This is a genomic window from Streptomyces kurssanovii (assembly GCF_040677245.1).
GTDB classification, from domain to species: Bacteria; Actinomycetota; Actinomycetes; order Streptomycetales; family Streptomycetaceae; genus Streptomyces; species Streptomyces kurssanovii.
In genome coordinates, this window is the sequence record NZ_JBFAQK010000006.1 from 94290 (window position 1) to 117997 (window position 23708).

General features: G+C 70.3%; 19 protein-coding genes. 10 read left to right on the top strand and 9 right to left on the bottom strand.

What is annotated here, in order from left to right; translation table 11 throughout:
- Window positions 1-61 precede the first annotated feature (61 nt).
- Window positions 62-1837 carry a cation:proton antiporter gene (locus AB0K36_RS07305; RefSeq protein WP_364589515.1) on the top strand — a complete coding sequence of 592 codons (1776 nt, stop codon included), beginning with the start codon at window positions 62-64 and terminating at the stop codon, window positions 1835-1837.
- A gap of 44 nt (window positions 1838-1881) precedes the next feature.
- Here the strand turns inward: AB0K36_RS07305 and AB0K36_RS07310 are convergent, their stop codons facing one another.
- Window positions 1882-3705 carry a glycoside hydrolase family 15 protein gene (locus AB0K36_RS07310; RefSeq protein WP_364589519.1) on the bottom strand — a complete coding sequence of 608 codons (1824 nt, stop codon included), beginning with the start codon at window positions 3703-3705 and terminating at the stop codon, window positions 1882-1884.
- Window positions 3706-3969: 264 nt separating this feature from the next.
- On the opposite strand from AB0K36_RS07310, the gene AB0K36_RS07315 reads away from it, so the two are divergent.
- Window positions 3970-5271 (top strand): DUF2254 domain-containing protein, encoded by a 1302-nt coding sequence (locus tag AB0K36_RS07315; RefSeq protein ID WP_364589522.1) that lies wholly within the window; start codon window positions 3970-3972, stop codon window positions 5269-5271.
- Window positions 5272-5429: 158 nt separating this feature from the next.
- Here AB0K36_RS07315 and AB0K36_RS07320 read toward each other — a convergent pair whose 3' ends face one another.
- From AB0K36_RS07320 to AB0K36_RS07330, 3 genes are all read right to left on the bottom strand, one after another.
- Window positions 5430-5735 (bottom strand): SHOCT domain-containing protein, encoded by a 306-nt coding sequence (locus AB0K36_RS07320; protein WP_364589525.1) that lies wholly within the window; start codon window positions 5733-5735, stop codon window positions 5430-5432.
- A gap of 34 nt (window positions 5736-5769) precedes the next feature.
- A complete protein-coding gene (locus AB0K36_RS07325; protein WP_364589528.1) occupies window positions 5770-6222 on the bottom strand; it encodes a DUF6325 family protein in 453 nt (150 codons plus the stop codon).
- 206 nt (window positions 6223-6428) lie between these two features.
- Complete coding sequence (locus AB0K36_RS07330) at window positions 6429-7772, bottom strand: erythromycin esterase family protein (protein WP_364589531.1); 1344 nt, start codon at window positions 7770-7772, stop codon at window positions 6429-6431.
- 241 nt (window positions 7773-8013) lie between these two features.
- On the opposite strand from AB0K36_RS07330, the gene polX reads away from it, so the two are divergent.
- The gene (gene polX / locus AB0K36_RS07335) at window positions 8014-9774 is read left to right on the top strand and encodes a DNA polymerase/3'-5' exonuclease PolX (RefSeq protein WP_364589534.1); all 1761 of its coding nucleotides are present in this window, start codon (window positions 8014-8016) and stop codon (window positions 9772-9774) included.
- A gap of 116 nt (window positions 9775-9890) precedes the next feature.
- Here polX and AB0K36_RS07340 read toward each other — a convergent pair whose 3' ends face one another.
- Window positions 9891-10847, bottom strand: coding sequence for a GlxA family transcriptional regulator (locus AB0K36_RS07340; protein ID WP_364589537.1), 957 nt, complete (start codon window positions 10845-10847; stop codon window positions 9891-9893).
- A 109-nt stretch (window positions 10848-10956) separates the two neighbouring features.
- On the opposite strand from AB0K36_RS07340, the gene AB0K36_RS07345 reads away from it, so the two are divergent.
- From AB0K36_RS07345 to AB0K36_RS07375, 7 genes are all read left to right on the top strand, one after another.
- A complete protein-coding gene (locus tag AB0K36_RS07345) occupies window positions 10957-11268 on the top strand; it encodes a cupin domain-containing protein (protein ID WP_364589540.1) in 312 nt (103 codons plus the stop codon).
- Between the two features lie 209 nt (window positions 11269-11477).
- On the top strand, window positions 11478-11975 hold the full coding sequence (locus AB0K36_RS07350; RefSeq protein ID WP_364589543.1) for a hypothetical protein: 498 nt from the start codon (window positions 11478-11480) through the stop codon (window positions 11973-11975).
- Between the two features lie 65 nt (window positions 11976-12040).
- On the top strand, window positions 12041-12433 hold the full coding sequence (locus AB0K36_RS07355; protein ID WP_364589546.1) for a DUF2267 domain-containing protein: 393 nt from the start codon (window positions 12041-12043) through the stop codon (window positions 12431-12433).
- 990 nt (window positions 12434-13423) lie between these two features.
- A complete protein-coding gene (locus AB0K36_RS07360) occupies window positions 13424-14359 on the top strand; it encodes a TauD/TfdA dioxygenase family protein (RefSeq protein ID WP_364589549.1) in 936 nt (311 codons plus the stop codon).
- Window positions 14360-14716: 357 nt separating this feature from the next.
- On the top strand, window positions 14717-15175 hold the full coding sequence (locus AB0K36_RS07365) for an RrF2 family transcriptional regulator (RefSeq protein ID WP_364589552.1): 459 nt from the start codon (window positions 14717-14719) through the stop codon (window positions 15173-15175).
- 328 nt (window positions 15176-15503) lie between these two features.
- Window positions 15504-16754 carry an acyl-CoA dehydrogenase family protein gene (locus AB0K36_RS07370; protein WP_364589555.1) on the top strand — a complete coding sequence of 417 codons (1251 nt, stop codon included), beginning with the start codon at window positions 15504-15506 and terminating at the stop codon, window positions 16752-16754.
- Between the two features lie 802 nt (window positions 16755-17556).
- On the top strand, window positions 17557-18663 hold the full coding sequence (locus AB0K36_RS07375) for an ABC transporter substrate-binding protein (RefSeq protein ID WP_364589558.1): 1107 nt from the start codon (window positions 17557-17559) through the stop codon (window positions 18661-18663).
- A 123-nt stretch (window positions 18664-18786) separates the two neighbouring features.
- On the opposite strand, the gene AB0K36_RS07380 is transcribed toward AB0K36_RS07375, so the two are convergent.
- From AB0K36_RS07380 to tap, 4 genes are all read right to left on the bottom strand, one after another.
- Complete coding sequence (locus AB0K36_RS07380) at window positions 18787-19233, bottom strand: TIGR03618 family F420-dependent PPOX class oxidoreductase (protein WP_364589560.1); 447 nt, start codon at window positions 19231-19233, stop codon at window positions 18787-18789.
- A 267-nt stretch (window positions 19234-19500) separates the two neighbouring features.
- Window positions 19501-20475, bottom strand: coding sequence for a hypothetical protein (locus AB0K36_RS07385; protein WP_364589563.1), 975 nt, complete (start codon window positions 20473-20475; stop codon window positions 19501-19503).
- 285 nt (window positions 20476-20760) lie between these two features.
- Window positions 20761-21315, bottom strand: coding sequence for a telomere-protecting terminal protein Tpg (gene tpg, locus AB0K36_RS07390; RefSeq protein WP_364589566.1), 555 nt, complete (start codon window positions 21313-21315; stop codon window positions 20761-20763).
- Window positions 21316-21319: 4 nt separating this feature from the next.
- Window positions 21320-23545 (bottom strand): telomere-associated protein Tap, encoded by a 2226-nt coding sequence (gene tap, locus AB0K36_RS07395; protein ID WP_364589568.1) that lies wholly within the window; start codon window positions 23543-23545, stop codon window positions 21320-21322.
- Window positions 23546-23708 lie beyond the last annotated feature (163 nt).

Genomic DNA, 23708 nt, shown 5'->3' on the forward strand with positions numbered 1-23708 from the left:
CCCTGCTCGCACCCGAACAGCACACACCCCTCGCGCCCGGACCACGACGAAGGAAGCCGCTGTGACCGACGACGAGATCCTTCTCGGACTCGCCCTGACGGTGGTGCTCGCCACCGGCTCACAGATCCTGGCGAACAAGCTGCGCGTACCCGCCCTGATCATCCTGCTTCCCGTCGGGTTCGCCGCCGGTGCGATGACGGACCACATCCACCCGGACAAGCTGCTGGGGCCGGCCTTCTCGCCCCTGGTGTCGCTGTCCGTCGCGGTGATCCTCTACGACGCCGGTCTGGGACTCGACCTGCGCAAGCTTGCCCGCCAGACGCGCGGGATCGTGGGCAGGCTGCTCGTGTACGGCGTGCTGCTCACCTTCCTCGTCACCGGGGCTGTGGCACCGGCGATGTTCGACATGCCTTTGCGCGTGGCGGCGATGCTCGGCATGATCCTCGTCGTCTCGGGGCCCACGGTCGTGGGGCCGTTGCTCGACTTCGTGCGGCCGAGCGACAAGGTGCGGCGCGTCCTGATGTGGGAGGGCACGCTGACCGACCCGATCGGTGCCATCCTCGGCGCGCTCACCTTCCACGCGGTGGCCTCGTCGCACCAGATCGACATCGGCCGGGGATACCAGCTCGGCCAGTTCGCCCTCAGCCTGGCCTTCGGGCTGGTCGGCGGCGCCGTGGGAACGGCGCTGCTGTGGTTCACTCTGCGCACCCTGCGGCTCGGCGAGACGCTGGGGACGCTGGCGCAACTCGCCATCGTGATCGGCGTATCGGCGGTCTGCGACATCGTCCGGGACGACACAGGGCTCATCGCCGCGATCGTGGCGGGACTGGCCGTCGCCAACATCCGCGGCTTCGACATGCCCGCGCGCCGGCCCTTCTTCGAGACCCTCGTCCAACTGATCATCGGACTGCTGTTCATCTCCATCTCTTCCACGGTCACCCCTGCGTCCCTGGTGCCGGTGCTCCTTCCCGCGCTCGGCCTGATCGCGATCCTCGTCCTGGTGGTCCGCCCGATCGTGGCCTTCGCCGCCGCGGCGCGGACGGACCTCTCACGGGGCGAGCGCGCCTTCGTCGGATGGATGGACCCACGCGGCATCGTCGCGGCGGCAACGGCGTCGGCCTTCTCCGCCGGCCTGGCCGAACGGGGAGTGACCGGGGCGGCGAAAATCCTTCCGATCACCTTCCTGGTGATCGTGGGGACCGTGCTGCTGTACGCGCTGACGGCAGCGCCCGTGGCCGGACGGCTCGGCGTCGTCAAGACAGCGGGCACGCGCGTACTTCTGGTGGGCGGCGAGCCCTGGGTGGTCGATCTGGGAAGGACCCTGAGGTCCGCCGGCCTCGACGTGTTGATGTGGGCGGGACGCGAAGAGTCGCGAGAAAGGATCAAGGGAGCGGGCCTCGAGCTGGCCAAGGGCGATCTGCTGGCCACGGCAATCAACCCAGGGGCGCGTCTGGAGGGCGTGACGGCCGTCTTCCTGGCCACCGACGACGACGACTTCAATGCGCTCGGTTCGATCGTGATGCAGGACAACGTCGAGGGGCCCGTCTACCGGGTGGGACCACCGCACGACAGTCACGGCGTGGTCGCCCCGTACACCGGCGGCGACATCCTCTTCGGCCGCTCCCTCGTCCGACACGTCCTCGCGGAGCGCTACGAACGCGGCGCCCGGTTCGTGGTGCAGCCGGCCACTGCCCCGCTGCCCCAGGAGCACGACGTGCTCTTCGTGGTGCGGGGGGACCAGCGACTGGAGCCGGTCACAGAGACGCAGAAGACCACTCCGCAGGAAGGGGACACCGTCGTCCTCCTCGGGCCCGCGACGGACACGGCCCTGCGCTGAGGACTCGCGCGGCGGGCCCCGGGGCTCACACTCCTTCTGCTTACCTAGAGCATGCCGTCCAAGGTGATCGCCGCGTCGATCAGGGCCAAGTGCGTGAAGGCCTGAGGGAAGTTCCCCAGCTGTCGCCCCGTCAGGTCGATCTCCTCGGAGTACAGGCCCAGGTGGTTGGCGTACGTGAGCATCTTCTCCAGCACCAGCCTGGCCATGTCGGTGCGTCCGGCGCGGGCGAGGGCGTCGACGTACATGAACGTGCAGAGGGAGAAGGTCCCCTCGGAGCCCCGCAACCCGTCGGGGGACGCCTCGGGGTTGTAGCGGTAGACGAGGCTGTCGCTGACCAGTTCCTGGTCCATCGCGTCCAGGGTCGACTTCCACATCGGATCGTCCGGTGTGATGAAGCCGACCGTCGGCATGCGCAGCAGGGAGGAGTCGAGCACATCGTCTCCGTAGTGCTGTACGAATGCCTGCTTGTTCGGGTCCCAGCCCTTGCCGATCACCTGCTCGTAGATCTCGTCCCGTGCGTCGACCCAGCGTCCACGCGCCGCGGGACGGCCGTCGTCGTCGGCGATCCGCAGGGCACGATCGAAGGCCACCCACGACATCACGCGACCGTAGGTGAAGTCCTTCCGGCCGCCGCGGGTCTCCCACAGCCCTTCACCCGGCTGGTCCCAGTGGTCGACGAGCCAGTCCAACAAGGTGTGCAGCGCCTTCCAGCCTCCGTGGTCGAGGTGCATGCCGTGCTGGTGCGCGAAGTAGATGCTGTCGAGGGCCTCGCCGTAGATGTCCAGCTGAAGCTGGCGCGCCGCTCCGTTGCCGATGCGGACCGGGGCGGAACCGCAGTACCCCTCCCAGTGCTCCAGGGTCTCCTCGACGAGGTCGGCGGTGCCGTCGACCCGGTACATGATGTTCAACGGCCCGGTACCGTTTCCGGCGCCGGCCTCTTCCTTCACCCGGTCGTGCAGCCATCCGATGAACGCGGCCGCCTCTTCCTTGAAACCCATGCCCAGCAGGGCGTACACGGAGAACGAAGCGTCACGGATCCAGGTGAACCGGTAGTCCCAGTTGCGCTCTCCACCCAGTTGCTCGGGCAGTCCCGCCGTCGGGGCGGCGACCAGCGCCCCGGTCGGCGCGTAGGTCATGAGCTTCAGCGTCACGGCCGAACGTTCCAACGCCTCCCGCCAGCGGCCGGAGTAGGTGGACTGCCTCAGCCAGGAACGCCAGAAGCGGACCGTCTCGTCGAAGAGCTGCTCGAACTCCTCCACGCGGACCTCGTGCGGAGGTCCTCCGGGGGACGACTCCATGACCAGGCCGCGCTGCTGTCCCGCCCGCAGAGTCAGCGAGAAGCGCAGGTCCTTGTCGCCCGAGAGGGCGTTCAACAGCCGCTCGTCGTGCGGCTCGCGGACGGGGTGGACGGCAAGGTGCATGTCCTCCGAGGTGAACAGGGCCCCGTGCTCGGAGATGTGCAGTTCATGTGGCTTACGGCCGTAGTCGAAGCGCGGAGCGATCTCCCCCTCGAACGTCATGCTGCCGCGGACACAGCGCAGCATGCGGACGAGACGGTGCCGGTCAGTGGCGGTCGTTCCGGTCACCGGCATGAAGTCGACGACCTCCCCCGCCCCGGTCTCGGTCATGAAGCGCGTCACGAGAACGGCGGTGTCAGGGTGGTAGAGCTGCTTGGTCGTGTACGTGCCCGCAGCCGGCCGCACGGTGAAGTGGCCGCCCTTCTGCCGGTCCAGCAGGGCTCCGAAAATGCTCGGCGAGTCGAACCGCGGACAGCAGAACCAGTCGATCGTCGCATCGGTCGTCACAAGAGCCGCGGTCTGCAGATCACCGATCAGCCCGTGGTCCTCGATCAGGGGATAGTCGTCCATCGTCAACCCCTTTCAGCCCCGGTCGATCACGAACGGGCACCATGACACGGTGGCCGCGGAGTACCGGGACGCCACGGAGTCAGCTTAGGCCGACGATGTCGGCCCGTCCTGGCGAGGAAACCGCGCAAGGCGGCGGTGGCGGTTCCCCTGCTGCTGCGCCGGTCACCCTGTCGCTTTACCGTGAGATGACGCCGGTCCCGCCAGGGAGTCCGCCGTCCCGTGTGCCTCAAGAACACGTGACTCCTCCGGGTGAAGGGGCGTGGCATGGGTGTCATGACGTCCTGGGCGGCCCGGTTCAGGTTGCGGCAATACGCCAAGGCGAGTCTGTGGATCGTGCCGATGCTCGGTCTCGTCCTCGGTGCCCTCCTCGCCGAGCTCGCCCTGGCCGCCGACGGCGCCGATTGGCCGCCGAGCGGCTGGCACTACTCCGCGACGACGGCGAGCGGCGTGCTCACCGCCATCGTGGGCGCGATGGTGGCGCTGCTCGGCTTCGTCGTCACCATCGGAGTGCTGGTGGTGCAGCAGGCCACGGGCACCCTGTCCCCCCGGTACATGCGCCTCTGGTACCGGGACCGGCTGCAGAAGTCGGTTCTGGCGACCTTCACGGGGACGTTCGCGTTCGCCTTCTCCCTGCTGCGCAGCGTCGAATCCGAATCGGTCCCCGACCTCGGAGTCACCCTGGCCGGCGTGGCCGTGGCCGTCAGCCTCGTGCTCCTGCTGGTCTACCTCAACCGGTTCACCCACAGTCTCCGACCGGTGGCCATCGCGGAGCTGGTCGAAGGCATGGGAGAGGCAGTGTTCACGAGCGGCGCCGCGGCGATCCGGGGGGCCGCTGCCCGTGGAGCCGGAGTTGTGCCGTCCGACGGTCCTGTGATGCGCATTCGTACCGAGCGGGGTGGCGCCGTCCAGGCCTTCGACGTGCGTGGGCTGGTCGCGGAGGCGGCGCGCCACGACTGCGTCTTCGTGATGACCCGGCTGATCGGAGACTTCGTACCACCCGGCACCGTGCTCGTCGAGGTCCACGGAGGCACGTCCCGACCCGACCCGGCGCGGGTGTCCGGTCTCGTCGCCCTCGGGGCCGAGCGCACCATCGAACAGGACCCGGCCTTCGCTCTGAGGGTCCTGGTCGACATTGCCATCAGGGCGTTGTCCCCGGCGGTGAACGACCCCACGACCGCCGTGCAGGTCGTCAACTACATCGAGCGGTTCCTGCACACGGTAGGCAGGACGCACCTCCCCGGTCGTTACGTGCTGGCGGACGGTCATGGGGACGCCCGGCTCGTGCTGCCGGGGCGCAGCTGGGACAACTATCTTGAGCTCGCCGTCTGCGAGATCCTCCACTACGGCAGCTCGTCCGTGCAGATCTGTCGCAGGCTCCGCGCCATGCTCGACGGCCTGCTCGACGCCCTGCCGCCGCAGCAGCACCCGGCGGTGCGCGCGCAGACGCTCCTGCTCCAGGAGTCGGTCGAGCGGGAGTTCACGGATCCGGCCCGCCGGGCCGTCGCGCGGCAGGCCGACCTGCAGGGCATCGGCGGGCAGTCCATGGGCGGACAGTCCTCCCCATGACGTCCCGCACGGCCCTCCCCATGACGTCCCGCACGGCCCTCCCCATGACGTCCCGCACGGCCCGCACCATGCCGCGGCCACGCTTCTGGAGCGGCGGCAGCATGGTGCGGGATCCGGCAGCGTGCGGGATCCGGCGGATGCCGGGCAGCTCGTCCCGGTCAGAGGTCGAGGATGCGGCTCTTCTGAGCCGCGAACTCGGCCTCGGAGAGCACCCCTTGCTCCTTGAGCTGAGCGAGCTCCTTCAACTGCGAAATCTTGGTGTCCATCGACACTGCGGGTGGTGCAGGTGCAGGAGCGGGTGCGGGTGCCGGAGCGCTGTAGGCCTGTTGCGGCGACGCGGCGGTCTGTCCGTAGTCCTGCTGCGCCCATCGGCCGGCCTGGCGGCGCGAGACCCGATTGGAGACGGCGGTGGCGGTACCGGAGACGACCGCGGTGCGGGCGACTCCGCGAAGTAGACCAGGCATGACAGGTTCCTTGTCGTCGGGTGGGCGTCGGCCGTCAGGAGGCGGATCCCGCCTCGACGGCCTCCAGAGCCGCCATGAGATCCTCCGGCGGGATCCTTCCGTTGGCCACCATCCGTGCTCCGCTGCGGCGCAGGGCCGCTGCCAGCGGCGCGGCCCACACGTTCTCGTAGACGATGACGCCCGCGGAGTTGCCGGGTTCGAGGACGGCGGCGGCCTCCTGGAGGTCGTTCTCGCCGAGCAGGCCCGAGGAGGCGCCCTCGAACACGGCCAGGTCGAGTTCCCCGTCGCCGTCCATGTCGGTGAGCTTGAGCGCTCTGACCGAACCGTCTGCCTCTTTACGGACGAAGGACAGGTCGAGGATGCGGATGATGCGCCGCTCGACGAGTTCGAGCAGCAGGGGCAGGCCTTCGCCGGTCATGCGATTGCCCGGGAACTCCAGGACCAGGTAATCGACAGGGCCCATCTCGGAGAGTTCGTCGACGCTCATACCGACTCCTCGTCTGGCGGCTTTCCTCCGCCGGTGCGGCAGCCGCGCCCCGACCGCGCTCATTGCCACCTTCCATTCCAACACCGCAGTACCTCGCAGGCATCTTCGGGCAATCGGAGCCACTGCTGTCCTTGCGGCGAGGCGGACACCGTCCTGCTGGAACGCCTTTACATCGCCGGCCGTACGGGGGTGAGGTTCGCGTGGGTTCACACGCCGCTCGGCCAGGTCTCTTCCTCGCCCGTGTCGGCGGGGGCCGTGTGCAGCGGGGTCAGAGCGGTGGTGCGGTCGATGTAGCAGAAGGCGTCGTAGCGTTCTCCGACGACCGTGGCCACGTAGTTCCCCCACTTCTCCCGCTCCGGCCGGTAGACCACGCCGATCGCTCGGTGGTCGCACACGTCGTCGAGCCAGGCGGGCCGGGTGGTGCCCCCCGCGTCGGAGTGTGTCCCCGTCGGCGGGAAGACGAAGAGCCCGGAATCACCGGGCAGCGCCTGGTGCATCGAGTCCTCCAGACTGCCGTCACGGGCCGGCGGCACCCGCATCGCGCGGGCGCGCCCGCCCCAGCGGTCGGACGCGATCACGGTGCCTTGGTAGGAGCCGAAGCCGACCAGCACGACGCCGTCGTCCTCGTGGCGCTCCCTGACCAGCTGACCGACGTTGACCAGGCCGGCCGCCGCCATGTCGGTGGCACGGGCGTCGCCCACATGGGTGTTGTGCTCCCAGACCACCGCCTTGGACCGCGGCCCGTGGTGGTCCATGAGCCGGTCGAGGGTGTCCGCCATGTGATGGTCCCGGATGTTCCACGATTCCGGACCGCCCCGGAGCATCGCCCGGTAGTAGCGTTCCGCCCCGGACAGCACCTCGGCGTTCTGCCGGGCGGCGAAGCCGGCCAGGCCGCCGTCCGCGGCTGCCGCCTGCTCCGCGCTGTGCCGCAGGTGTACCAGCAGCTCGCGTACCTCCGGCTCACAGCCGGACGGCACCAGTTCGGTGGCCATCGCATAGGACTGCGGGTCCTCCGCGTACGGCTCGAAGCACCGGTAGGCGTCCAAGGCCCGGTCGACCGCGTCGGGTACGTGCTCGCTCAGGTAGTCGCGCACCGCTTGCAGCGACTCCCACAGGCTGTACACGTCCAGGCCGAAGAACCCGGCGCGCCGGTCCTGCGGCAGCCGGGCGTTGTGCTCGCGGAGCCACCGGCAGAAACGGGCGACGTCGGTGTTGGCCCACATCCACGTCGGCCAGCGGTCGAAGTCCTCCAGCACGCCCGCGGGGTCCTCGGGCGCCCCGGGAGCGCCGGTCACAGAGCAGTGCACAGCGTGGCAGTCGGGCCAGTCGCCCTCCACGGCGACAAAGGAGAAGCCCTTCTCCTCGATCAGCCGCCGCGTCAGCAGTTCGCGCCACCGGTAGTACTCGGACGTGCCGTGCGACGCCTCTCCCAGCAGCACGTACCTCGCGTCACCGATCCGCGTCAGCAGCGGATCCAGCGACTCCGGCCCGGTCAGGGGCAGCGCATCCCGGCGGATCCGGAACGGATGCCCAACGGTGGCGGGAGTCATGGAGCCTCCTCACATCGAGACCGCTTGAGGCCACCGAATGCCCCACTGCGTCTCTTCTCACGTCGCGGTCTGCTGGGCGGGTAGCCCTCCTGCCCCGGGGGCATGCGCCTGCCGGAGCCGCACATTCGCCCGAGGGAGGGGCACTGTCACAGGCCCGCGCAGGTACGGGACCCGGACTCCCTTCCTGAGATGACAGGCGCCGGCACGCATGAACGGGGCGCTGTCTGCCTACTCGGGAATCATGGTTCGGTCCAACGACGAGGTGTCCGCGCTGTTCCACGAATACGCGGACCTGATCTCGATCACCGGAGGAGACGCGTACAAGTCACGCGTCTACGAGAAGGCTGCCCGGTCCGTGGGCGGCTACCACGCCGACGTGTCCACCCTCGACGTCAAGGGTCTTCAGGAGATCCCCAACGTCGGCAAGTCCATCGCCGAGAAGATCCTCGAGTACTCGCGCAGCGGCAGCGTGTCCGCCGTCGAGGAGCTGCGGGCGAAGATCCCCGCCGGCGTCCGGCGGTTGACCGCCATCCCCACGCTCGGCCCGAAGAAGGCCTCCGTCCTGTACGAGGAACTGGGCATCTCCTCCGTCGAGGAACTGGCCGACGCCATCCATGAGGAACGGCTGCGCGATCTGAAGGGCTTCGGGCCGAAGACGGAGGAGAACATCCTCCACGGCATGGAACTCCTGCAGTCCTCCGGAGAACGCGTCCTGCTCGACGCGGCCATGGACCTCGCCGACGACATCGTCGCCGAGCTTTCCGGAGTGGCCGGCTGCCGGCGCTGCACCTACGCGGGCTCGCTGCGCCGCTTCCGCGAGACCGTCGGCGACATCGACGTGCTTGCCGCGGCCGCCAGGTCGGCGCCCGTGATGCGGGCGTTCACCGAGTTGCCGTACGTCGCGGAGGTCGTCGCGCACGGCGAGAAGAAGACGTCCATCCGCACCACCAAGGGCCTTTCCGTCGACCTGCGCGTCGTACCGCCGGACTCCTGGGGCGCGGCCCTGCAGTACTTCACCGGGTCCAAGGCGCACAATATCCGCACCCGGGAGCGGGCCGTCCACCACAAGCTCAAGCTCTCCGAGTACGGTCTCTTCGATGCCGAGAGCGGCAAGAAGATCGTCTCCAAGACCGAGGAGGACGTGTACGCCCGCCTCGGCCTGCCCTGGATCCCGCCCACCCTGCGCGAGGACCGCGGCGAGATCGAAGCCGGGCTGCAGGACGAGCTGCCCGACCTGGTCAAGGAACAGGACATCCGGGGCGATCTGCACACGCACACCGACCTCACCGACGGTCTCGCCCCGCTGGAGGAGATGGTCGCGGCGGCCGCCGAGCGCGGCTACGCCTACTACGCGATCACCGATCACGGCCCGGACCTGTACATGCAGCGGATGACCGACGAACGCATCCTGGCCCAGCGCGAACGCGTCCGGGAACTCGACGGGCAGTACGCAAAGCGTGGCAAGCGGGGTGGTATGCGGCTGCTGCACGGCGTGGAGCTGAACATCGATCCGGACGGCGGCGTGGACTGGCCCGAGGAGTTCCTGGCCGGCTTCGATCTGTGCGTGGCGTCGGTGCACTCGCACTTCAACCAGGGGCGTGAGGCGCTGACCCGGCGAATCGTCCGGGCCTGCGAGAACCCGCACGTCGACATCATCGGCCACCCCACCACCCGGATCATCGGCAAGCGTCCGCCCATCGATGCCGACCTCGACGCGATCTTCGCCGCGTGTGCGCGCACCGGCACCGCGCTGGAGATCAACGCCCACCCCGACCGGCTGGATCTGCGCGACGAGGACATCCTGCGGGCCAAGAGGCACGGCGTGAGGTTCGCCGTCGACAGCGACGCCCACGCCACCCTCCACCTGGCCAACATGCGCTACGGCGTAGGCACGGCACAGCGCGGCTGGCTCACCAAGAACGACGTGATCAACACCTGGCCGGAGAGCCGCCTGCGGCGCCTCCTGCGCGAGGGAAGGACCGGCCACAGGTCCCGCGGTTGAATCACGGCAACCGGCCGGTGCGACAGCGCGGGGTGGCGTTCGGCCGACTCGACCGCGCCGAGGCCGGGCGAGACGAGGACGGCCTCGTCGGGCAGGCTCATGGCCGGCTCGGCGGATCAGGCGGGTTCCCCGGAGGGAGCGGGGAGGCGCTGGAAAGTACGCCGATACGCGGTGGGTGTGGTCTGGGCTTCGCGGGCGAGGTGGAAGCGGAGATTCGTTGCGGTTCCCAGGCCGGCTCGGCGGGCGATCTCCTCGACGCCGAGGTGAGTGGTCTCCAGGAGGCGCCGGGCCTGTTGGAGGCGCTGGGTATTGATCCAGCGCAGGGGTGTGGTGCCGGTTTCCGCCGTGAAGCGGCGGGCGAAGCTGCGGGGGGAGAGTGAGGTGCGGTGGGCAAGGTCGGCCACCGTCAGGGGGCGGTCGAGGTGCTGGAGGGCCCAAGCACAGACGTCGGCCATGCCGGTGCCGTCGGTGGGCAGCGGCTGGGAGATGTATTGGGCCTGGTTGGCCTCACGGTGCGCGGGGACGACCAGGCGGCGGGCGAGCTCGGCGGCGGTGTCCGCGCCCAGGTCCTCGCGGACCAGGTGCAGGCACAGGTCGATGCCCGCGGTGAATCCGGCGCTGGTCAGGACTGAGCCGGAGGCGATGTACAGGGGCGCGGGATCGACGTCGACCATGCGGTAGCGGTCGGCGAGATCGGGGGCGTCCATCCAGTGAGTGGTGGCGCGGCGCCCGTCGAGGAGGCCGGCTGCCGCCAGGGCGAACGCTCCGGTACACACGGAGACCAGCCGGGCGCCACGTGCTGCTGCGGCCTGGAGGGCTTCGGTCACCTCGGGCACGGGTGGATCGTGCGGTGCATAGCCGGGCACGATGACCGTGTCGGCCTCGGTCAGGGCCTCCAGTCCTCGGGGCGCGACGAGATCGAACCCGGTGGACGTGGCCACTGGCCCGGCTTCGGCAGCGCAGAGGCTGAACCGGTAGAGGCCGGGGGATCCGGGGGCGCCGAAGACCTGGGCGGGGATGGCGAGATCGAGGGCGACGATCCCGGGAAGCGCCAGGGCGACGACGTGATGCATGGCAGAAATCTTATGCCTCACGTCATTTCTGCCTATCGCGGTGATCGAGACCGTCTTGCACGATGGACGGACCCGATGCCCATAAGGCCCTTGACCAGGGAGAACTCTGATGCGTTTCCTCGACGCCGCCTCATTCACCGCAGAACGCCCGTGGGGTGCCGTCGATCTCGCGGGCGTGGATGACGCCACGGTTCGTCTGCACTGGACCGACCAGCCGTACCAGTGGCACGTCAATGACGGCCCCGAAGTGTTCGTTGTCCTGGACGGGGCGGTCGATATGCATTACCGGGTGGACGGCATCGAGCGGGTCGAGCACCTGACGCCGGGCCGGGTGTGCTGCGTCGAACCTGGCGATGCCCATGTCGCCCACCCTGCGCCGGAGGCCCGCATCCTCGTCGTCGAAAGGCGCGGCAGCGTCTGATGATCCCGGGCCCTGAGGCAGTCGCGCACCCGGGGCCGCCAGGAGGGGCGAGCGGACGTGCCGCACGCCCCCGGGCCGCGAGGCCGGCGCACGGGGTCGTTTGGCTGCACGGGTGCTGTGTCACTCGTCCCGGAGACGGATTCAGCGCACGTCGCGCGGCTCGAGGATCAAGGTCCGGGCCGGCGGCTCGGGAGGAAGGGGCCAGGCTCATGGTGCGGAAGAAGATGGAGGGGGACGAAGAACAGCGGCGCGCGGCCGCGCGGGACGCGGAGAGGGCAGGCGAGCAGCCCTCGGACCGGGGTGCGACGACGGGTGGGTCAAAACAGCGCGCGCACATGAGGACCTCTACGCCCCACGAGGAGAAGACGGCGTCCCTGCACCGCGGCAAGCAGCAGACCGCCACGGGCGGCACTCAGGGCAGTTCGCGGGCCGATGCGTCGTCTCCGGCCCGGTCCTTCACCGGCCGGGGTCGCCAGGACTACTCCGAGGCGCACGAGCGGGTCTTCGAGGCCCTGGTCACCGCCCAGGAGAAGCACGGGGGCGAGGGCGTGCATGCCGAGGAGATCGCCCGAAGCGCCGGGCTGCCTGCCGAGGAGACCCGCGCCGTGTTGCACGACTTGTCCGACACGCATGGGGTGGTCAGCGAGTTGCAGGGTGCCGACACACCCGACCTCGGCCCCCGGTACGAGACGAGGCCCGGGCTCTGACCGCTCTGACCAGGGAAGAACCGGATGTGCCGGGTACGCCGCCGTCGAACCGAGGGGAGAGATCGATGAGGCATGACGAATTCCTGGCCCGGGTACGGGAGCGCGGTGAGTACGCGGACCAGGCGGAAGCCGCCGAGATCACGACTGTGGTGCTGGAGACTCTGGCGCACCGCATCACGCCCGGGGAGGCCAAGGACCTGTCGGCCCAGCTGCCCGGCGCGCTGAAGGAGGCTCTCAAGGTCGACGGGGAGCAGCGGGCCGAGTCGTACGGCGTCGAAGAATTCTGCCGTCGGGTGGGAGAACGCACCGGGGCCCGTCAGCAAACCGCCCAGTGGGACGCCAGTGCCGTACTCAGCACGCTGGCCGACGCCGTCTCCCCCGGCGAGCTCAACCAGATCATCAGCCAGCTCCCTTCCGGCTACGCCGTCCTCTTCGGCAAACCCGACCTGAGCGACTGACCCTGTCCACGGGGCCGGGGCGAGCGGTGAGCGGCTGCCGTCGGAGCGCACCTCGCGCCGGTCGGCGCCGCTCTCGGACGCCGCCCCGCGGCCGCCGGAGGCGGCCCTTGGCGGCCCCCGGGCGACCGGTGCCGTACGGGCCCCGACCGCCGCGGGGCTGGGGACGCGGCATCTCCTTCAGCACGCGTCCAGGGCCGTTTGCTCATGGCTGTGCGGTGTCCGCCTGCGCCGGGGGTCCTCGACAGCAGGGGCAGGTCGGTGGTTCTCCCCGTCCGCGGCAAGGGATGTGCCGCGCTTTATGAACGGCTCACTTCAGGAGTGTGGCGGTGCATTCAGCATGTGAGACAGGTCCGTTTCCCGCGTTGACGTGGCTGATCCCCGCTGACAGCCTCGTCGGTGTGAGCCAGTCAGCGAACTTCACCGCGCGGTTGCACGTCGATCTTGGACGGCACGCCAGCGCCCTCTGTGCGACCCCCTGCCGCGGCTGCTAGACGAACCCCTCGGCGGCCTCACCCCCAGCCGCCGGACCTTCCCGGCAGCGGGCCTCCCCGGCACCGGGACCTCCCTGACCTCGGACGTCCCCGGCACCGGGACCTTCCTGGCATCGGACGCGAACCGGTCAGCGCCCTGAAACACGTTCACCCTCCTTGCGCAGTAGGCAGGTTGGGTCGGCGGGCGTGTTCGACAGAGGCGAAGACGGCGTCCCGCTGATCGCCCGGCGGTCCGACCGCCGGACCTGCTTCCGGTGAAGTCCGACTTGCCCTGTTGACGCCTGTACGTGGCCCGTATCTCCGGCCGTTCCTGGGCAACTCCGGCGTCCGTGACGAGGACCGCCTCGAACGCGCCGGACCGCTCAGCACCTACCGCAGGGACATCGGCCGGGGCAGGCGCTGGACGCCCCGTGCCACCTCGCCGTCCATGTGCGGCCCCCGGCAACGACAACCGACCCCGCCCATCGCCTCATTGAGCCTCCTGAAGGGATCACCCGACATGACCACCACACCCGCGGCACCCCACGTGTCCGGCACAGCAGTCGACTTGGAGATCAGCCGGATCGGCGGGCGCATCGGCGCCGAGGTCCACGGTCTGGACCTGGCGGCCGAAGGCGCCCTCGTCCCCGAGGTCGTCGCCGGCGTCAACAACGCCCTCCTTGAGCACAAGGCCCTCGTCTTCCGCGACCAGCGCCTCGATGACGCCGGCCAGCTCCGCTTCGCGTCCCTCTTCGGCGAGCTGACCACCGCCCATCCCACCGTGCCGTCGGTCGACGGGCAGCCGCGGATCCTGCCGGTGGACGGCGACGAGGGCATCCGCGCCAACCACTGGCACACCGACGTCACCTTCGTGCGCACGCCCCCCAAGGCGTCCACCCTGCGCGCACTCGTCGTCCCCCCGTACGGCGGGAACACCCTCATCGCCAATACGGCTGCCGCCTACCAGGACCTGCCCGAGCCGCTGCGGGAGCTCGCCGACCGGCTGTGGGCGGTCCACACCAACGCGTACGACTACGCCGAGCCGAAGAACGAGACAGCCGCCGAACATCGCAGGCGGTTCGTCTCCCGCCGCTACCGCACCGCCCACCCGGTGGTGCGCGTCCACCCGGAGAGCGGCGAACGAGGGCTGTTCATCGGTGGGTTCGCACAGAGCCTCGTGGGCTTCGGCCCGTCCGAGTCACGGGACCTGCTGCGGCTCCTCCAGTCGTACGTCGTCCGGCCGGAGAACCTCGTGCGGATCTCCTGGAACCCGGGCGACCTGGTGCTGTTCGACAACCGCATCACCCAGCACTACGCCCCCGACGACTACGGCGACCAGCCGCGGCTGCTGCACCGCGTGACCGTCGCCGGAGACGCTCCCGTCGGTGTGGACGGCGGACACAGCTACGTCGTCGAGGGCGACGACGCCGCCCACTACACGCCCGCGGCCGCCTGACCGGCCACGCCCCGGCAGCCGCAAGCCCCGGTCCGCCACCAGGACCGGGGCCGGCGGCGCCCCGATCCACTCCGCACCTGCGATGGCGCAAGGGGTCGTCGCTGTGTTCCGCACCCTCACCGCCACCCACAGGCGCGCGGCGCGAACGGTGGTCCGGAACATGTGCGGTACCCGAGGTACCCGGCTTCCCGGGGCCGGCACGACGGGCCCGATCGACGGACCGTGCCCCCGCGAGCCGGGGGCACGGTCCGTGTGTGCGACGTGACAGGTGCGGGCGCCGGGCACGCCGGGCCCTGCGGCGGCCGGGCCGACCGGGCCGACCGGGAGCGATGCCGAACCGTACGGGATAATGCCCGTATGCGGATCTCAGCCAGGGCGGACTACGCGGTACGCGCCGCCCTCCTCCTCGCCGGCGCCAAGGACACCGGACCCCTCAACGCGGAGGCCATCGCCGAGGCGCAGGAGATCCCGCACAAGTATCTGGAGAGCATCCTCAACGACATGCGACGCGGCGGACTGGTCGTCAGCCAACGCGGCGCCGGCGGAGGATACCGGCTGGCGAAAGCCCCGGAGGACATCTCGGTAGCCGACGTGGTGCGCGCGGTGGACGGTCCGCTCGTCTCCGTGCGCGGCGTACGGCCGCCGGAGCTGACGTACCCCGGCCCCGCCGAGGCGCTGCTGCCGCTGTGGATCGCCGTGCGAGCGAATGTCCGCATGATCCTCGAAGGCGTCTCCCTGGCGGACATCGCGTCGGGCCGGCTGCCCGAATTCGTGCACGCCTTGGCGGACGACCCCGCCGCCTGGTCCAACCCCTGAGCGTCGGCGGCAGCGGCAAGCTGCTCGGTCTCGCATCGTGAGGCCGGGCAGTCCGCCATGTGACCACCTTCTTGCCGCTCCGGCCCTCCCCGAGCAATATTCCTACTAATCCAGTAGGGATAGCAGGAATACGTCGCGGGCGACGGTTTCGCCGCGGCCGCCCCAGGGCGAAGAGCACCACGCCCGCGCACCGCACCAGCCACGCCGTCACCCAACGACCCTTCGGAGTACCGAACATGACGACCACGCACCGCAGCCTGGCCGCCTCCGTGGCCCTGGCCGCCCCCAGGCCCGCAGCCCCTCGGCACAGCGGCCTGTCGGTGACGGCATGCCGATGACACCGACCGCTCCGCACACCCCACGCGCCCCGCACACCCCGCGCACCCCTCGCCTCACCGACCCGTCCGCCGACGCGCGGCGGCACACCCTCCTGCGCACCGCCCGCGACGTGGCGGACGACCTGGCCGCCGACGCCGACGCCCGGGACCAGGCCGGGGAACCGCCCGCCGACGAGGCGGCCCGACTGCGCGAGGCCGGCGTCCTGGCAGCTCTCACCCCGCCCGGACCGGACCGCGGGACGGACTGGAGCACGGCTTGCGCCGTCGTCCAGGAGATCGCCACGGCCGACAGCTCCGTCGGAGAGATACTCGCCCGCCACTACGTCCATACCTGGAGCAGCCGGTTCTACGGCACGAGCACGGCGCGCACCGCCGCCATCGAAGGGGAATCGGTGCGCGCCCAGTGGCTCTGGACCGGCGCCGTCCGCGCACCCGGATCCTCCGACGACGGTGAAGAAGGCGACCTGACTCTGACGCCGCTCGACACCGGCTACATCCTGAACGGGCGCCGCGCGTTGGACACGGCGACCACTGCGGCGGACCAACTCGTCGTGGACGCGCGCTGCGCCGTGACCGGCGACATCCTGGTCGTACGCCTCCCGAGCGACCACCCGGGGCTCACCGTCGAGGTCGGCGGCGGCCGCCTGGGCCAGCGGGTCGCCGGCGCGGGCACCCTGGTGCCCGAGCGGGTCGTCGTCGCCCCGAACCAGGTCATGGGCGTCCGGCCGCACGACGAGGAGTCGACTGCGCCCTTCACCGCGCTCGCCACACCCGCGCTCCGCCTCGCCCTGTGCCACGTCGGCCTCGGCATCGTCGAAGGCGCCCTGGCGGAGGCCCGCGACCTCAGCAGGACCGCCTCCCGCACCTCGCGACTGCCCGCGAAGGACCCCGACCTCCTCCTCGCCTACGGCGAGCTGGCGTCCACCGCGCAGACCGCCTCGGCCGTGGTCGGGCGGGCCACGGACGCGATGGTGCGAGCTCTGGACCTGGGACCGCTCCTCGACGTCGAGGAACCCGCGGCGGTCGCCGCCCTCGTCGCCACGGCCGAGACGGTGACAGCGAGGGCGGCGCTGAGGGTCACCACCCGGGTGCTTGAGGTCGCCGACGCCCCTGGCCTGGACCGGTTCTGGCGCAACGCCCGCACCCTCACCGCCCACCGTTCCGCCGCACGCCGGCTGCGTGCCATCGGGGACCACTACCTCAACGGCCCGCACCGCACGGTGGCCGCGAACTGCCCCTGAGGCGGCGTCACTCGGCCACTTCGACAGCCGACCACCGGCAGCCCGGCCGCACACCGCCCTGAACTCCCGGCCGGACCCATGGAGCCCGGCCCGGCCGGATCCGTGGAGCCCGGCCGGATCCGTGGAGCCCGGCCGGATCCGTGGAGCCCGGCCGGATCCGTGGAGCCCGGCCGGATCCGTGGAGCCCGGCACAGAGCCGGGCCCCGCGCGGACGGCGTTGCCCGCCGCGCCGGCCCGGCGGCCGGGGCGGGGCGCCGCGTCGCACGTCCCCCTGACACGCCGGACCCCGACCGTTCATCCCAAGAGGCGAGATGAGTGAATCCACTATCTGAACACCCTCTTGGGGCGGGCGCCGCCTTCTGCCACTATCCCTACCAACCAGCTGGGAAATGTAGGGATTGGGAGGTGGCCATGAAAACGCTCGACCGCACGGCCCTTCTCACCTCGCGTCGCCACATCGACCTCGGCCGCACGTCCAGCACCGTCTGTCGGCCCGTCTGAGACCGTCCTCGGCACCCGGCATCCCAGGAACACCGCCGGGCACCCTGACGCCCCGCTTCTTTCGCGGACCGGACACTCTTCGGTCCCCAGCGCCCTCCCCAAGTCGCCATGACCGCATGCCTTCGGGCGCGGCACGGGCGTGACCGAGGCGCGCACCGCGCGTTCCCGCGACGGCCATCAGGGTCCTCGCCGCACCCGCACCCGCCGCACGCACCCGGAGCGCTTGCGCGTGGCGTCCCTGCCGGCTTCGCCCCCGTTTCCCCGTAACTCCCGCTCACCTCACCCCTTGAGAGGACACCCCGTGTCTGCCGCAAGACCGCTCACCACCCTGCGCATCCTCGCCGTCACCGTCACACTTCCCCTCCTGCTGACCGCCTGCGGCTACGGATCCGCGTCCACCGACGACGGCGAGCGGACGGAGGTCGCGGCGGACGGCAAGAAGCTCTCCACCGACGAGGTGCGCATCGGCTACTTCCCCAACCTCACTCACGCCACCGCCCTGGTGGGCGACCAGCAGGGCATCTTCCAGAAGGAGCTGGGCCGAACGCGGTTGAAGGTGTCCACCTTCAACGCGGGCCCCTCCGAGATCGAGGCGCTCAACGCCGACGCGATCGACATCGGCTGGATCGGCCCCTCCCCCGCGATCAACGGCTACACCAAGTCCAAGGGCTCCAACCTGCGCATCGTCAGCGGTTCTGCCTCCGGTGGCGTGAAGCTGGTCGTCGACCCGGAGAAGATCAAGACGCTGGACGACCTCAAGGGCAAGCGGATCGCCACCCCGCAGCTCGGCAACACCCAGGACGTCGCCTTCCTCAACTGGATCGCGGAGAAGGGCTGGAAGGTCGACACCGAGAGCGGCAAGGGCGATGTCTCCGTGGTCCGCACGGACAACAAGGTGACTCCCGACGCCTACAAGTCCGGTTCCATCGACGGGGCCTGGGTCCCGGAGCCGACGGCGTCCAAGTTGGTGGGCGAAGGCGCGAAGGTGCTGCTCGACGAGTCGGACCTGTGGCCGGACAAGAAGTTCGTGATCACGAACATCATCGTGTCGCAGAAGTTCCTCAAGGAGCACCCGGACGTCGTCGAGGCCGTGCTTCGCGGCTCGGTGAAGACGAACGCGTGGATCAACGCCGATCCCGACAGGGCGAAGGCGTCCGCGAACGCCAAGCTCAAGGAGCTCACCGGCAAGCCCCTCGGTGACGCCGTGATCGACAGTGCTTGGCCGTCCATCTCCTTCCTCGACGACCCACTGGCCGCCACCCTGAACGTGCAGGCGCAGCACGCGGTGAAGGCCGGCCTGCTGAAGAAGCCGGAACTGAAGGGCATTTACGACCTCACCACGCTCAACAAGGTCCTCAAGGCCGAGGGCAGAGGCGAGGTCGACGACGCCGGACTCGGTGCCGAGTAACGACGACAACGGGACGCGACGAGTTCCCAGGAGGTGACGAGCACGGCCGCCGCGATCGCGTCGCGCCGGTCGAGTCCGTCACCCTCCTGGGAGCCTCCGACCGCGGTCCGACGAGTGTGCCGGTCAGGGAGCGGGCACGGGGCCGCCGGGCCGGAACCGCTCGACCCCGACGATGTGCCGCACCTTGACCGGGCGCACTATCACCGCGACCCGCTGCTCCCCCGGCATGATCCACTCGAAGCGCTCGCTGCCCAGGTACTTACGGGCCAGCCGGTCCATCCGATCGTGCGCCTCCTCGCCCTCGATGAAGCGGGTCACCACACCACTGATCTGCACCCGGTCGAAGGGATCGCTGGCGTCCGCGTGCGAGAGGTAGACGCGGGGGTCGCGGCGCAGGTTCTCCTCCTTCACCCGGCCCACCGAGGTGTTGAACGTCAGCTCACCCTCGCCCTCCAGATCCACCCACATCGGGCTGACCTGCGGTGCTCCGTCGGCGAACACGGTGCCGACGTACCAGACGTTGGGGGCCTGCAGCCGGGCACGAACGGCTTCGTCGAATGTCTCAGTCATCCCCGGAGGCTACCCATCGTGATTCGCGGGGCAGTCCGGGGAAGGTAAAGCCGATGCCGGTGATTCACTCGCGCACCGGTCCCTGATGGCCGAGACTCGGCGGCGGCTGAGCCGAAGCACGATGGTTGTCACCGGCGGAGCCGATGAGCTGGCGAATGGGCCTGTCGAAGCAGCCTGGTTGTCACAAGCGAGGCACGCGGCTTGTCACAAGACACCCATCAGCGGATTTTCTGTCACCAGACACGAAGATCGGGAGGCCTCGAGCACTCAACCTTCCGGGTGCGACGGAGGGGAAGGCAGCAGGGAGCGCCAGCGGAGGGGGTTGCCGTCGGGACCGTCGGTGAGCCATGAACCGTCGCCCAGGGGCACCAATTCGTACGGGTTGGTCACCTCGACGGCGATCTCGCTGCTGAGCGTGCCCGTGCGCACGTCGATCAGGTAGTAGCGGAACCACTCCTCCTCGTCCTGCCCCTCACCGCCCAGCGTGACCACGGCCAGGTCGGGGGTCAGGTAGCCGCCGCTCCATTCCACGAAGGTCTCCTCCGGGTCGAACCCGAAGGCTTCGACGGGCAGAGCGAAGAGCACGTCCCCGCTGGGGTGGCGGTGGAAGGCGACGTCCACCTGGCCGTGGTCGACGGTCATGAACTGCTGGCCGTCCGGCGCCAGGTCGATCAGGCAGCGGTCCCACCACGGGTACTTCACGAACTCCACCTCGCCGTCGGCCCCGGCCGAGCCTCTGAGAATGACGGAGCCGTCCTGGCCCTCACCGATGTCGAGGTAGATGCTGCCGTCCACAGGGTGCACGTGGTGGCCGGCGCCGTGCCCGACTGTCTCCAACTCACGGCGGGCCAGGATCGCCCCGCTGTAGGCGTCGTGCACGACCCACTGGTCTGTACCCCCGCGTCCCGCCATCGCGTCCGGCCGGTAGACCCACACGGTCCGGCCGTCCCCGGACAGCGCACAGCCAGGCCGGTGGCCATGGCGCTGGTCCGAGTGCGGCTCGAAGTCCGATGTCCACACCAGGTCACCGGCGAGGGTGAGGCAGACGACGCCGTTCAGCGTCGTATATACGACTCGCTCCAGATCGGGCCAGACCGCCGACTCCACGACCTCGTCGCCAGGCCGCGGCTGGAACACCGCGACGGGCTCCAGCGCCCCGAGAGCACCGGAATCCATCGAGTAGGCATAGATCCACCCGGCGCGGTGGCGCGTGATCACCTTCGGAGCCCGCAGAGGAATCATCCGCCGAGGCTAACGCCCAGCTCACGCTCACCGACAACCAGGATCGGTGGGCGCGACACCCTCCAAGGCGACTACCTCCGACGGAAGGGGCCGATCTGCTTCCCAGTGCGTATGCCGAACGAAGCACGTGCAGGTCGACCAGAACGCTCGGCCGGCCGACCATCGTGCTCAGCGGCCAGGTAAGGCGCTCGATCACACCCGTGGTGACAACTAGCCTGCCTTTGTGACAACTAACGTGCTTCGGCTCAGCGGCTCGGCACCGGCGCTCATGCTGCGCGAGGCATGTCAGAAAGAAACATCGAAGTAGTCGATGTCCGTGAATTCCACTTCGAGGTTGTCGGCGCGGCGTCCGCCGTCCTTGAAATAGATCTCCTGGAGTCCTTCGGCGACGATCGCGCGGAGCTGCTGGTCGCCGAGCCCTTGCTGCTGGGCGTCGAACAGGCGGTTGGCGTACTCGGGGGGCAGGTGGACGGTCAGCCGGCGCATCCGGCCGTCGTCGGTGCTGCCGATCGGTGCCGTGTAGCCGAACCGGGCGCGGGTTTCCACGGTGATACCGGTGGCGCCGGCAGCCTGCCGACGGCGACGCTTGCGGACCAGGGGCTGCCAGCGGGCGCGTACGGCGGCGTCGATGCGTTCGGCGATGTCCTTGGGCGGCTTCTTGCGTGCACCCGTGCGGTAGCGCTCCACGGAGCGCTGACTGACCCCGATCTCCTGCGCGACGGCCCGGGTGCTCTTCAACTGCCGCACCAGGTAGTTGATCCGGGCCTGAAGGCTCTTGGGCGGTTCGCGGGTGAAGGCTTCCTGGTCCGCGCGCTCAAGGGCGTCGTCGATGTCCCCCACGGGTCTACTCCCCGTCCTCGAGGACGGCGTCGCCGCCCTTGATGTGGCGGGCCGGGTTCAGGCCCTTCTCCATGAGGTCGACCGCCCACGCCATCTCCTGGACGCCCTCCACCTTGGCCAGGCCCGGCGTGGGGCCGAGGCGGAAGGAGCCGGGCAGTGGCTTGCCGTCCGGCGTGCGGGGCAGGAAGTCGAGCGGCGACGGGCCCCGGCTGGCGTAGACGACGCAGTCGGAGAGGACCGCGAGCGGGTACTGGCCGGTCTCCTTGGCGGTGTTGAGCATCTTGCGGTGCATGTTCACCCGCGCCTTGGAGATGACCGCGGCGCGGATGTCCGGACGCCAGGTCGGACGCTCGAGCGCCGGCCACCGTTCGCCGCCGCGGTAGTGGCGGCCCTGGGGGCGCTCGCGCAGCTTGCCGATGCCGCCCTTCACCGTCGCCTTGATCGCCGCCAGCACGGCCGCCAGGCCGGGATCGGCCTGCTTGTGCTGCTCCATCGCGGCGAGGAACGCGGCCTCGTCGAGGTCCTTGGTCACACCCAGGTCGGCCATCGTGTCGACGTAGGCGGTCTTGAGGCGGTCGTGCCACGGGTCCAGGAACGCGCCCGTCTCGCGCCGCAGGAAGGCTTCGACCGGGGCGACGTCGGCCCCGAGCTCCGCCGCGTAGGCGACGGTGTGGGTCTGGTACCAGGCAGGTCCGGTGGGGCGCCGGCCGGAGGGGGTGAACGGCGACGGCAGGCGCGGGTCCAGGTCGACGTGGGAGAGGTCGACCAGCCAGGAGCCGGGGATCTTCTTGTCGAACACCGGGCGCCGGACGTACTCGGGGCCGGACAGCCCGACCACCAGCCGTGCGGCGGCGGCGAGGAAGGCGGTGTTGATGTCCAGGCCGACCGCGCACGGCCACAGGCACTCCTCGTCCGCCAGCAACTGCGGGTCACGCACCCACTGGTAGGCCTCCTCGTCGAGGAAGCCACCCTGCCAGCCCTGCGCGACCGGATGCTCGGGGGTCGCCTCCGGAGGCGCCGGGTCGACCGGCTGTGTGCCGAGCGAGCCGGGGTTGTGCCCGGACACCCACTCCCCCGTCTGGTCGTTCCTCACGGCGCGGGTCGGTGGCCGCAGCGCGGTCATCAGCGCCAGACCGGAGACGGCGGTGGACCCACGTGGTGTGATCACCCGCTGGGCGTACACCCCTAGGACACGGGCGACGTCGGCCGGCTCGAGACCGGCGACGCCGGGCCAGGAGCGGGAGTCGAGGGCGTCCCACGGCATGATGGCCAACTGCACGCACTGCCGCTGCCCGGCCTGCGCAGGACGGTAGATCCGCGCCCAGGGGCCGAACCCGCGCTTGGTCAGCTTCCACTTCGCGCGGGTGAGCTGCTTGACCACCGGGTGGTCCTCCGGCAGCCGCAGCGAGCGGCGGGCCTCCGCACCTTCCAGGCGTTCGGGCAGCCCGAGCTTCACGGCAGCGGATGCGGTGAGCACGATCAGCGGATCGCTGTCCTTGCCGTTGCGATGCAACCGCGCAGCGCCGATCCCGGACTCGGTGAGCGCCCAGTCGACCAGCTGCGCGATCGTGGTCGCCGGGCAGTCCAGGACGATCCCGCCGGCGCAGTACGCCAGGCCGTCGCCGTCCAGCACGGCGAGCGGGCCGTGCGGGAACCGGGGATCGGCGGCGACGGGTTTCGTGACGGTCCTCTTCGCCGCCGCCCGGCGCCCCGTCGACGGCCCGGCCGCGGGAGCCGCCTCCACCACGGGAGCAGGGGGTGCGGCGGGTGCGGAGGTGACTGGTGCGGGTGCGGCGGGTGCGGAGGTTCCTGGTGTGGGGGCGGCGGGTGCGGCTGGCGGGTGGGGTGCGTGGCCGGCCGGTGCGGGAGCAGCCGGCGCAGAGGCGACCGGTCCGGGGCCGGCTGGCGCGGAAGCAACCGGATCGGCGGGCGGGTGGGTTGCGTGGCCGACGGGCGCCGGCTCCGGCTCCGGCTCCGGTGCGGGAGGGTACTTCGCGGCCCAGCCCTCCAGCAGCCGCAGGTACGCCTGCAGACGCGGCGGCCGGGGCTCCGAGCGACCGTTCTCCCAGTTCTTCACCGTCTGCGTCGTCGACTTGAGGGCAGCGGCCAGGCGGGCCTGCGTAATGCCGGCGGCCTCACGCAGCCGGGCCCGCTCAGCGGGCGGCGGCAGCTCCGGCTGATCCTCCAGCAGCGAATCGACCGCCGCGAACAGCTCTTCCTCGGTCGGCATGCTCCACCTCCGACCCAGACACTAGCAGCAATTTACCCCTGTTTTTATCCTTGAATTGACTGGGGATCTCAATGCCGACGCTCCCAGGCGGAGACCAACCACGCACTGCAGTACCGTCCTTGCCCACTGCCGAAATTGACCTCCTTTCAGCGAGTCGGCCGTG

What these genes read in the sequence shown, in the direction of transcription:
- AB0K36_RS07345 (WP_364589540.1), top strand. Translation starts at nt 10,957, where the DNA reads ATGCGTTTCCTCGACGCCGCCTCATTCACCGCAGAACGCCCGTGGGGT.
- AB0K36_RS07355 (WP_364589546.1), top strand. Translation starts at nt 12,041, where the DNA reads ATGAGGCATGACGAATTCCTGGCCCGGGTACGGGAGCGCGGTGAGTAC.
- AB0K36_RS07325 (WP_364589528.1), bottom strand. Translation starts at nt 6,222, where the DNA reads ATGAGCGTCGACGAACTCTCCGAGATGGGCCCTGTCGATTACCTGGTC.
- AB0K36_RS07310 (WP_364589519.1), bottom strand. Translation starts at nt 3,705, where the DNA reads ATGGACGACTATCCCCTGATCGAGGACCACGGGCTGATCGGTGATCTG.
- polX (WP_364589534.1), top strand. Translation starts at nt 8,014, where the DNA reads ATGGTTCGGTCCAACGACGAGGTGTCCGCGCTGTTCCACGAATACGCG.
- AB0K36_RS07320 (WP_364589525.1), bottom strand. Translation starts at nt 5,735, where the DNA reads ATGCCTGGTCTACTTCGCGGAGTCGCCCGCACCGCGGTCGTCTCCGGT.
- AB0K36_RS07350 (WP_364589543.1), top strand. Translation starts at nt 11,478, where the DNA reads ATGGTGCGGAAGAAGATGGAGGGGGACGAAGAACAGCGGCGCGCGGCC.
- AB0K36_RS07330 (WP_364589531.1), bottom strand. Translation starts at nt 7,772, where the DNA reads ATGACTCCCGCCACCGTTGGGCATCCGTTCCGGATCCGCCGGGATGCG.
- tap (WP_364589568.1), bottom strand. Translation starts at nt 23,545, where the DNA reads ATGCCGACCGAGGAAGAGCTGTTCGCGGCGGTCGATTCGCTGCTGGAG.
- AB0K36_RS07360 (WP_364589549.1), top strand. Translation starts at nt 13,424, where the DNA reads ATGACCACCACACCCGCGGCACCCCACGTGTCCGGCACAGCAGTCGAC.
- AB0K36_RS07365 (WP_364589552.1), top strand. Translation starts at nt 14,717, where the DNA reads ATGCGGATCTCAGCCAGGGCGGACTACGCGGTACGCGCCGCCCTCCTC.
- AB0K36_RS07315 (WP_364589522.1), top strand. Translation starts at nt 3,970, where the DNA reads ATGGGTGTCATGACGTCCTGGGCGGCCCGGTTCAGGTTGCGGCAATAC.
- AB0K36_RS07370 (WP_364589555.1), top strand. Translation starts at nt 15,504, where the DNA reads ATGCCGATGACACCGACCGCTCCGCACACCCCACGCGCCCCGCACACC.
- AB0K36_RS07340 (WP_364589537.1), bottom strand. Translation starts at nt 10,847, where the DNA reads ATGCATCACGTCGTCGCCCTGGCGCTTCCCGGGATCGTCGCCCTCGAT.
- AB0K36_RS07385 (WP_364589563.1), bottom strand. Translation starts at nt 20,475, where the DNA reads ATGATTCCTCTGCGGGCTCCGAAGGTGATCACGCGCCACCGCGCCGGG.
- AB0K36_RS07380 (WP_364589560.1), bottom strand. Translation starts at nt 19,233, where the DNA reads ATGACTGAGACATTCGACGAAGCCGTTCGTGCCCGGCTGCAGGCCCCC.